The sequence below is a fragment of the Lutibacter sp. genome (assembly GCF_040883305.1).
Taxonomy (GTDB): Bacteria; Bacteroidota; Bacteroidia; order Flavobacteriales; family Flavobacteriaceae; genus Lutibacter.
Genome location: NZ_JBFLKT010000397.1, coordinates 1 through 9475, shown reverse-complemented (window position 1 = coordinate 9475; position 9475 = coordinate 1). Strand labels below are relative to the sequence as shown.

The 9475-nt window shown below is 31.2% G+C and carries 13 protein-coding genes; 2 read left to right on the top strand and 11 right to left on the bottom strand.

The window, feature by feature from the left end; translation table 11 throughout:
• Positions 1-229: asparaginase domain-containing protein (locus AB1Z17_RS12740; protein ID WP_368052163.1), on the bottom strand; the 229-nt coding region annotated here is incomplete at its 3' end.
• Positions 230-306: 77 nt separating this feature from the next.
• On the opposite strand from AB1Z17_RS12740, the gene AB1Z17_RS12735 reads away from it, so the two are divergent.
• Positions 307-1005 carry a zinc metallopeptidase gene (locus tag AB1Z17_RS12735; RefSeq protein ID WP_368052162.1) on the top strand — a complete coding sequence of 233 codons (699 nt, stop codon included), beginning with the start codon at positions 307-309 and terminating at the stop codon, positions 1003-1005.
• A 70-nt stretch (positions 1006-1075) separates the two neighbouring features.
• Here AB1Z17_RS12735 and AB1Z17_RS12730 read toward each other — a convergent pair whose 3' ends face one another.
• The 7 genes from AB1Z17_RS12730 to pdxA form a co-directional block, all read right to left on the bottom strand.
• Positions 1076-1540: an Lrp/AsnC ligand binding domain-containing protein gene (locus AB1Z17_RS12730; protein ID WP_368052161.1), complete on the bottom strand. Its 465-nt coding sequence runs from the start codon at positions 1538-1540 to the stop codon at positions 1076-1078.
• Positions 1541-1623: 83 nt separating this feature from the next.
• On the bottom strand, positions 1624-2979 hold the full coding sequence (gene accC / locus AB1Z17_RS12725) for an acetyl-CoA carboxylase biotin carboxylase subunit (RefSeq protein ID WP_368052160.1): 1356 nt from the start codon (positions 2977-2979) through the stop codon (positions 1624-1626).
• Between the two features lie 79 nt (positions 2980-3058).
• Complete coding sequence (accB, locus tag AB1Z17_RS12720; protein WP_368052159.1) at positions 3059-3541, bottom strand: acetyl-CoA carboxylase biotin carboxyl carrier protein; 483 nt, start codon at positions 3539-3541, stop codon at positions 3059-3061.
• Between the two features lie 31 nt (positions 3542-3572).
• The gene (locus tag AB1Z17_RS12715; RefSeq protein WP_368052158.1) at positions 3573-4568 is read right to left on the bottom strand and encodes a beta-ketoacyl-ACP synthase III; all 996 of its coding nucleotides are present in this window, start codon (positions 4566-4568) and stop codon (positions 3573-3575) included.
• Positions 4569-4721: 153 nt separating this feature from the next.
• Positions 4722-4916, bottom strand: coding sequence for a 50S ribosomal protein L32 (gene rpmF, locus AB1Z17_RS12710; RefSeq protein WP_115877909.1), 195 nt, complete (start codon positions 4914-4916; stop codon positions 4722-4724).
• Positions 4903-5478 (bottom strand): DUF177 domain-containing protein, encoded by a 576-nt coding sequence (locus tag AB1Z17_RS12705; protein ID WP_368052157.1) that lies wholly within the window; start codon positions 5476-5478, stop codon positions 4903-4905. The genes rpmF and AB1Z17_RS12705 overlap by 14 nt, the downstream gene beginning before the upstream one ends.
• A gap of 70 nt (positions 5479-5548) precedes the next feature.
• Positions 5549-6601, bottom strand: a complete 1053-nt coding sequence (pdxA, locus tag AB1Z17_RS12700) for a 4-hydroxythreonine-4-phosphate dehydrogenase PdxA (RefSeq protein WP_368052156.1) — start codon at positions 6599-6601, stop codon at positions 5549-5551.
• A gap of 61 nt (positions 6602-6662) precedes the next feature.
• Between pdxA and AB1Z17_RS12695 the strand changes: the two genes are divergently transcribed.
• Positions 6663-7247, top strand: coding sequence for a riboflavin synthase (locus AB1Z17_RS12695; protein WP_368052155.1), 585 nt, complete (start codon positions 6663-6665; stop codon positions 7245-7247).
• Here AB1Z17_RS12695 and AB1Z17_RS12690 read toward each other — a convergent pair whose 3' ends face one another.
• The 3 genes from AB1Z17_RS12690 to AB1Z17_RS12680 form a co-directional block, all read right to left on the bottom strand.
• A complete protein-coding gene (locus AB1Z17_RS12690; RefSeq protein ID WP_368052154.1) occupies positions 7248-7439 on the bottom strand; it encodes a hypothetical protein in 192 nt (63 codons plus the stop codon).
• Between the two features lie 210 nt (positions 7440-7649).
• Complete coding sequence (locus AB1Z17_RS12685) at positions 7650-7799, bottom strand: hypothetical protein (protein ID WP_368052153.1); 150 nt, start codon at positions 7797-7799, stop codon at positions 7650-7652.
• Positions 7800-7959: 160 nt separating this feature from the next.
• Positions 7960-9475: RagB/SusD family nutrient uptake outer membrane protein (locus AB1Z17_RS12680; RefSeq protein ID WP_368052152.1), on the bottom strand; the 1516-nt coding region annotated here is incomplete at its 5' end.

Here is a 9475-nt window from a genome sequence, read left to right as displayed (position 1 = left end):
TTTCTATAATTTCTGCTAAAGAAACCCAATTAGATATATTCATATTTGAAGAATCTATTGGCTCTTCAAATGAAATACTTTCTACTAAACAATTTAAATGATTAATTTCAGGTATATGTTTTAATAGTTTATCAAAATTAAATGCCTTTAGTGCACCTGTTTTAAAATCTTTTACCATACCTATTGTTCCGCCAGTGTATATTAAAAGTATCTTAGTAATTTTTGCCATTTTGTCTGAATGCTTAAATTTGGAATAATTTATGTTGTAAATTTACCAAATTAAAATACATTAACTAAAAAGAAATTATGATTGGATATTATATAATAATTGGTGGTATTTCATTATTAAGTTGGTTAGTGAGCCAACAATTGAAAAGAAAATTCGACTACTATTCAAAAATTAGATTACAAAATGGATTAAGTGGTAAAGAAATTGCTGAAAAAATGTTACATGATAATGGTATTTATGATGTTAAAGTTATTTCTACCTCAGGGAGATTAACAGACCATTATAACCCCGCAAATAAAACTGTTAATTTAAGTGAGGCTGTTTATAATGAACGTAACGCATCTTCGGCGGCTGTAGCATCTCACGAGGTTGGACATGCTGTTCAGCACGCTCAAGCATATCAATGGTTACAAATGCGCTCTAGATTAGTTCCTGTTGTAAGTATTACTTCAAACTTTTCTATGTGGTTGGTTATTGGTGGTGTTGTTTTGGGAGCTGCATCTGGAAATTCTCCAATTGGATTTACAATTGCAATTGTAGGTTTAGGAATGATGGCTCTTGCTACACTATTTAGTTTTATTACTTTACCCGTTGAATATGATGCCAGTAACAGAGCACTAGCTTGGTTAAAATCAAATAATATGCTTACCAATACAGAACAAGATGGTGCTAAAGATGCATTAAAATGGGCTGCAAGAACTTATTTGATTGCCGCATTAGGATCGTTAGCCATGTTGTTTTATTGGGGCCTGAAAATTTTTGGTTCTAGAGATTAATAATTCTAATAAAAGTTGTAAAAACAATATTCCCAAACCTAACAGATTATTAAAAATCTGTTAGGTTTTTTTACAACTTTAGCTGTCTATCGATTTGTTGATCTAATGAAATAAAGGTTTCTGTACGTGCAACACCTTTAATAAATTGGATTTGTTCATTTAAAACTTTCATTAAATGTGTGTTGTCTTTACAAAGTATTTTTATAAAAATAGACCAATTCCCTGTAGTATAATGACTCTCAACTACTTCTGGAATTTCTCTTAATCTTTTTATCGCTGAAGAATATTTACTAGCATTATCTAAATGCACTCCAACATAAGCCATAGTATTATATCCAAGCACTTTTGGATTTATAATTAGCTTTGATCCTGAAATTAATCCACTCGACTCTAATTTTCGTAACCTTTGGTGAATAGCCGCTCCTGAGATTCCAATTTCACGTGCAATTCCTAAAATTGAAGTTCTGGCATCTTGCATTAAATGTTTTAAAATAGTTTTATCTATACCATCTATAGTTACTATTTGATTTTTCATAATTTTAAATCTTAAAAAAGTTGAAAAAAAAGGCTGTTTTAAAGTATTAAAACAGCCTTTTTTAAATTTATATATCTAAAACCTTATTCATCCTCTTCAACAGGTTGAATTTTAAAATCTTCCATAAACTTTGTAGTATAATTTCCTGCAATATAGTCTGGATGCTCCATTAATTGTCTGTGGAATGGTATTGTAGTTTTAATACCTTCAATAACAAATTCATTAAGAGCTCTACGCATTTTACTAATTGCTTCTTCTCTTGTTTGAGCAGTAGTTATTAGTTTGGCAATCATAGAATCGTAATTTGGTGGTATTGAATACCCAGCATAAACGTGCGAATCTACTCTTACTCCATGACCTCCTGGAATATGTAATGTTGTGATTTTCCCTGGTGATGGTCTAAAATCGTTGAAAGGGTCTTCTGCATTAATTCTACATTCTATTGAATGTAATTTCGGAAAATAATTTTTTCCTGAAATTGGAATTCCAGCAGCTACTTTAATTTGTTCGTAAATTAGATCGTAATCTATAACTTGTTCTGTAATTGGGTGCTCCACCTGAATACGAGTATTCATTTCCATAAAATAGAAATTTTTATGTTTATCAACTAAAAATTCTATAGTACCTGCACCTTCATAAGAAATATATTCAGCGGCCATTACAGCAGCATCACCCATTTTTTTTCTTAATTGAGGAGTCATAAATGGAGAAGGAGCTTCTTCAGTTAATTTTTGGTGACGACGTTGAATTGAACAATCCCTTTCAGATAAATGACAGGCCTTTCCAAAAGAATCTCCAATAACCTGAATTTCTATATGTCTAGGTTCTTCAATTAACTTTTCTAAATACATATCCTTGTTTCCAAATGCTGCACCAGCTTCCTGACGCGCGGAATCCCAAAGATCTCTTAACTTTTCTTTTTTCCATACAGCACGCATTCCTTTTCCTCCGCCACCTGCAGTTGCTTTTAACATAACGGGATACCCCATTTCATCTGCTAAACTTTCAGCTTCTTCAAAGGTTTCTAAAATTCCTTCAGAACCCGGGATTGTTGGAACACCAGCAGCTTTCATTGTTGCTCTAGCTGATGCTTTATCGCCCATTTGACTTATCATTTCGGCAGTTGCTCCAATAAATTTGATCCCATGCTCTTCACATAATTTAGAAAATTTAGCATTCTCAGCTAAAAATCCATAACCTGGGTGAATTGCATCGGCATTTGTAATTTCCGCTGCTGCTAAAATTGCTGACATTTTTAAATATGATTCACTGCTTGAAGGTGGTCCTATACAAACTGCTTCATCTGCAAAACGAACATGTAAGCTTTCTGAGTCAGCTGTTGAATATACTGCTACCGTTTTAACTCCAATTTCTCTACAGGTTCTAATAACGCGTAATGCTATTTCACCTCTATTGGCGATTAATATTTTTTTAAACATACATACTTCTGTTTATCAAAATTCAAAAAACAAATTCCAAAAATAATTGGAATCTGAAAATTAAAAATTGTGATTTTATTTATGATGGGTCTACTAAAAATAATGGCTGACCAAATTCAACTGGAGTACCATCTTCAATAAGAATCTTCACAATTTTACCAGTTACTTCAGCTTCAATTTCATTAAAGAGTTTCATTGCTTCCACCATACAAACAACGGTATCTGGACCTACAGTATCACCTACCTCAACAAATACGTCTTTATCTGGAGAGGGTTTTCTGTAGAAAGTACCAATTATTGGCGAAGTAATTTCTATAAATTTAGATTCTTCAGCAGCAACATTTGCTCCTAGTCCTGCTTCTTGAGTTTGATTCGGTGGTGCAACTTGACCAGACATTCCCATTTGAGGCATTCCCATTGGGGCTTGTTGTAAAATTGTAGTTTCAGTTTTTTCAGATCCAGTTTTAATGGTAATTTTAATGTCTTCCATTTCTAACTTAACCTCACTTGCACCAGATTTAGCTACAAATTTAATTAGATTTTGAATATCTTTTAATTCCATAATATTCACTTAGTTTTTGTTGTTAATTAATTTAAGAGTTGTATGCCCATTTTAAGTAAATAGATCCCCATGTGAAACCTCCACCAAATGCAGCAAAAATTATTTTATCTCCTTTTTTAAGTTGATTTTCGTAATCTGCTAAAAGCAATGGCAATGTCGCTGAAGTAGTATTTCCATACTTTTGTATGTTCATCATTACTTTAGATTTATCTACTTCAATTCTATTTGCAGTTGCTTCAATTATTCTTTTATTAGCTTGATGTGCCGCAAGCCAATCTATACTTTCTTTTGATAAATTATTGCGCTCTAATATTTTTACTGCGACATCTGCCATATTAAAAACTGCGTTTTTAAATACGGTTTTCCCATCTTGAAAAACAAAATTATCTCTATTATCAAGTACTTCTTTTGTAATTGGATAACAAGATCCTCCTGCTTTTACTTGTAAAAAATCTCTTCCGGAACCATCGCTTCTTAAATATTCGTCTTGTAGGCCTAGACCTTCTTCGTTTGGTTCAAATAGCACTGCTCCTGCTCCATCACCAAAGATAATACATGTTGCTCTATCTGTATAATCAATCATAGATGAACATTTATCTGCACCAATAAGTAATACTTTTTTGTACTTGCCAGATTCTATATATCTTGATGCCACTGACATTCCAAATAAAAAGCTTGAACAAGCTGCTTCTAAGTCAAAACCAAAAGCATTAGTCGCTCCAATTTTTGTTGCTACAAATGCAGCTGTAGCAGCCGCTTGCATATCTGGAGTTGCTGTTGCAACTATAACTAATTCAATTTCTTTGGGGTCTAATTGTTTCTTATCAATTAATTCTTGAGCGGCTTTAATAGCCATATATGAAGTTCCTTTTCCTTCTCCTTTTAAAATTCTTCGCTCTTTAATTCCAGTTCTTGAAGTTATCCACTCATCATTGGTGTCAACCATTTCTTCTAACATTTTGTTAGATAAAACATCTTCTGGAACATACTTCCCAACGGCCGTAATTACTGCGGTAATTTTTGTCATAATGTTTTTCTTTTTAATAAAAAAAGACTTTCAAAGTAATGAAATTTATTTTTAATTATTAGTGAATTTTTCCGTTTTTTATATAAAATGATTATAAAAAACAAAAAAAACCCTCAAAATGAGAGTTTTTTTACAATGTTATATTATAATAAATTAAGCTTGATTTTCAACTGAATCTATTACTATTTGGCCTCTATAATAAAGTTTTCCTTCATGCCAGTGAGCTCTGTGATATAAATGCGCTTCTCCTGTTGTTGGATCAACAGCTACTTGAGGAGCTACAGCTTTATAATGAGTTCTTCTCTTATCTCTTCTTGTTTTTGAAATTTTTCTTTTAGGATGTGCCATTACTCTTATTTTTTTCTATTAGTATGCTCTTTAATTTATTCCATCTAGGGTCTATATTACTTGAATCGACTTCTAAATGATTTTTTTCTATATTCTTATCTTTTATCTTAAATTCGTTTAATTTATCTAATATTTCAGATTTTAAGGTTCCATCTTCTACCCCTGGATGCACTTTTTTTATGGGTGCTGTTAAAACAATTGCTTCATATATATATTGTGCAATATTTAGTTTGTAATCTGAATGTGGAATTATTAACAACTCATCGTTTTCGTTATTAAATTCATCCCCAAATTTTACAATTAAAAACATATTGGTTTCTATTGGCTGTTGAAATAGCTCGTTTGTAATATCACAGGCTACTTCTAAACTTCCAGAAAACGCAAAACTTAATTCAAATAGAGTAGGTTTCTTTAAAAAAGACAAACTTACTTTTACATTTGAATTGTAAAATTCTTCATAATTAAAAAAATCAAAGAACTCTTTACTTATATTATAATCAAACTGATGAACTCCATCTTTTAAACCTATAAAAGAAATATCGAAATTTTTTAAATCTTTCATAATAGAACTTCAATTTGAGCGTGCAAAGATATAAAAATTATATATACATTTTTTAAATAAATATAGAAATTTACAATTTTTCTTTTCTTTGATTGGATTTTAAAGTGTTTTCTGTCAAACTTTTATATTCTTCTCGTGTTTTAAAAACTTTTATAGCTGTAAAAACAGCTTCTTTGAAAGAGTTGATATTCGCCAAACCTTTACCTGCAAGTTCATAGGCAGTGCCGTGGTCTGGTGAAGTTCTAATTTTACTTAAACCTGCTGTATAATTAACTCCTTCGCCAAAAGAAAGTGTTTTAAACGGCGCTAAGCCTTGATCGTGATACATTGCTAATATAGCATCGAAGTTTTTGTAATTGCTTGATCCAAAAAAGCTATCTGCTGCGTAAGGCCCATATATTAATTTACCTTCATTCTGTAATTCAGCAATAGTTGGTCTAACAATGGAATCGTCTTCTTCCCCTATAACTCCATGGTCTCCGCAATGTGGATTAAGACCTAATATTGCAATTTTAGGTTTAGAAATAGCAAAATCTTGTACTAAAGTTTTATACAATATCGCTACTTTTTTCTTAATCAATTCTGGTGTAATTGTTTCAGAAACTTTAGCAATTGGAATATGACCCGTAATCAAACCTATTCTTAAAGTATCTGCCATTAAAATCATTAAACTTTCACCGTCTAATTTAGATTCTAAATACTCGGTATGACCTGGGAATTTAAAATCTTCAGACTGAATATTATCTTTATTAATTGGAGCAGTAACCAACACATCTATGGTTCCTTTAGCTAATTCATTTGTTGCAGCTTCTAGTGATTCAAAAGCTAGTTTTCCAGACAATTCTGTAGGCTCTCCTAATTTTATGTCTATCTCTTCTTTCCAAAGATTTAAAATATTTACTTTACCGTTAATGGCTCTATCTACTTGCCTAATTCCATTAAATGGAATGTTAATATTGAGATTTTTTTTGTAGTTTGTAATTAACTTTGTACTTCCAAATATTACAGGAGTACAAAAGTCTAACATTCTTTTGTCTGAAAAGGTTTTCAAGATTATTTCTATTCCAATACCATTAAAATCTCCAATAGAAATTCCTAATTTAATTTTTTCAAATTTATCCATAAATACGGTTATAATGCTTATTTTTGAGACTTCAAAAGTAATGAAATAAATTCATAAAATTATGTTTACAGGTATAATAGAAAGCTTAGGTGTTGTTAAAAATATTGTTAAAGAAGGAGATAATATACATATTAGTATAGAAAGTGATTTTACTTCTGAATTAAAAATTGATCAAAGTGTTGCTCATAATGGGGTTTGTTTAACTACCGTTGCTATAAATGGAAATGAATATACTGTAACGGCCATAAAAGAAACCTTAGACAAATCGAATTTTAAACACCTAAAAATTGGTGATAAAATAAATTTAGAACGCGCTATGATTCTTGGCGCTAGGTTGGATGGTCATATTGTTCAAGGTCATGTAGATCAAACTGCGGTTTGTACGGGTGTTATTGAAGAAGATGGAAGTTGGGTTTTTAGTTTTGAATATGACAACTCTTTAAACAATATTACTATTGAAAAAGGTTCAATTACTGTAAATGGGACAAGCCTTACAGTTGTAAATTCTATAAATAACACTTTTTCGGTTGCAATAATTCCTTATACGTACAATTTCACAAACTTTCACACCTTTAAAAAGGGTACAGTAGTAAATTTAGAATTTGATGTTATTGGAAAATATGTTGCTAAATTATTAGAAAAGTAGTTACTTTTTTTTTGTTATTGAATAAAATCCTAGGGCCAAAGCAGCCATTATCAAATAAAAAATACCGCCATCTATTGGGAGACCAACAGGAACTGGTCCTCCAGGTAAAGGTGGGGTTTTATTTGCAAATACCACTGAAAATGTGAGGATTAGACCCACACTTAAAAAGTATTTAAAATTATTTTTGTTCATTTTTAGGGTTGGGGTACAAAAAAAATATATTAATACTAAATGCAAATATAATATTTATTCTTACAAAACCACAACTATTAGGTTTTACTAATTTATATCAATTAAAAACCAAATTTTAGTTAGAAGAGTATTATTCTAAAGCACAAAAAAATAATTAGAATACATTTTTTAGCTAATGTAACATGTTTGTATATGTTGATAACCTAACAATTAAATTGTGGTCTGAATAAGCTGCTCTAAAACTTCTAATTTATCTATTGTCCAAGAAACTGCCTTTCCGTTTATATATCCTTCTAAAATGTTCAGTGCTCTTTCTTTTTTTCGGCAGGAAATGGCAACCTGAATATCGTTACTCGGCAAAAAGTGAACAATTGTTTTACCTTCCTAAAAACTCAAAATACCATACTTTTTTTCATTTTATATAATTATAAATATTAGTAGATTCAAAAAAAGACTGCCTTTTCAGACAGCCTTTTTAAACTTAACTCAAATTAATTATTATATACTTATAAAAATTTTATTAGTCAATTTTAGAGTTTGCCTGTATTTCAGATAAAGGAACTGGAAGATATGAATGTTCAGCACTATTAAATCCACTTCTACCTGCAGCCTGCATAGCCTGATCTAACATACCCCATCTTCTTAAGTCAAAAAATCGAGTAGATTCTAGTGTTAATTCCATAGTTCTTTCATGGATTATTTGAGTTTTCACATCTTCAGTAGAGCTTACAGTAATAGGTGGCATATAACCATGTGTAGCTCGAACTTGATTTATTAAACCAATTGCCTTTGGTGTATTTCCAGTTTCATTTAAGGCTTCGGCATACATTAATAACACATCAGCATAACGCATTAATACAACGTTTACTCCAACATATCCATTATTCCATACATAATTTGGTAGCCATTTTCTGAAGTATGCATGATTCTCATGCGTATCTCCATAAGTATCATTCATAAGTACATCCCAAGTCCAACCTTGCATTTGGTTGGTATTGGTATCATTATAAAAGGAATCTCTAAAATAGAGCGAACCGTATAACCTATTATCATATAAACCATTGGTCGCAATCATTCCTTCTTTTTTCATTTCATTTACTGCAGCCATTGAAGCTTCAATACCTCCCCATCCACCAACAGACCAATCTCCTACAAAGAAATGAAGTGCGGTTGCATTCCATGAAGTTGCATCTCCACTTTTAAATTGTAATTCAAAAATAGATTCGGAATTATTTTCATTTTCCCCATTAAATAGACTTAAAAAATTAGGTTCTAAATCATAATTTCCAACACCATCATCAACAATTTGTTTAAACGTGTCAGCTGCATTTTCAAAATCACTACTTTCAGAAGATGAAATATCTCCTGCTTTGTATAAATAAGCTTTTCCCAAATAAGCTAATGCAGCACCTTTACTAGCTCTACCTAAATTTTCAGCACTATTTGTTGGTGGAAGCATTTCTGCCGCAGTTTTAAAATCATTAATTATTGCAGTCCAAGATTCTGGTCTTCCTGCCAACTCTTTATCCAACGTTTCTTGAGAGATAATATCTGTTCTCAAAATAATTTGTTCAAAAAGTGTTAATAATTTAAAATGATAGTATCCTCTTAAAAAAGTTGCTTCACCAATAATTTGTTTTTTTTCTGCATCTGATATTTGTTCACTGGTCATAGCGCCAACTTTTGAAATAACCTGATTTGCAAAATTTAAACCTTTATAATTAGTAGTCCATAAAACATCTACAAAAGTATGACCATTTGTATACGTGAAATTAAAAATAGACATCCAATGCCCATAGTTTGTTGCATCTGGCCCAGGCATTGCATAATCAGATCTAAAGTATTCTACCACCGGTCTTCCTTCTTGCCAACCGTCCCAAAAATTACTTCTTGATTCTAATTCTGCATAAGCAGCTGTTAATCCAGATTTTGCATCTTCTGCATTTCTCCAAAAGCTTTCTGAAGTTAATTGATCCGGTGATGATTGCTCTAAAAATTCATCATCATTACAAGATATTAATGCTAGCATACTAAAT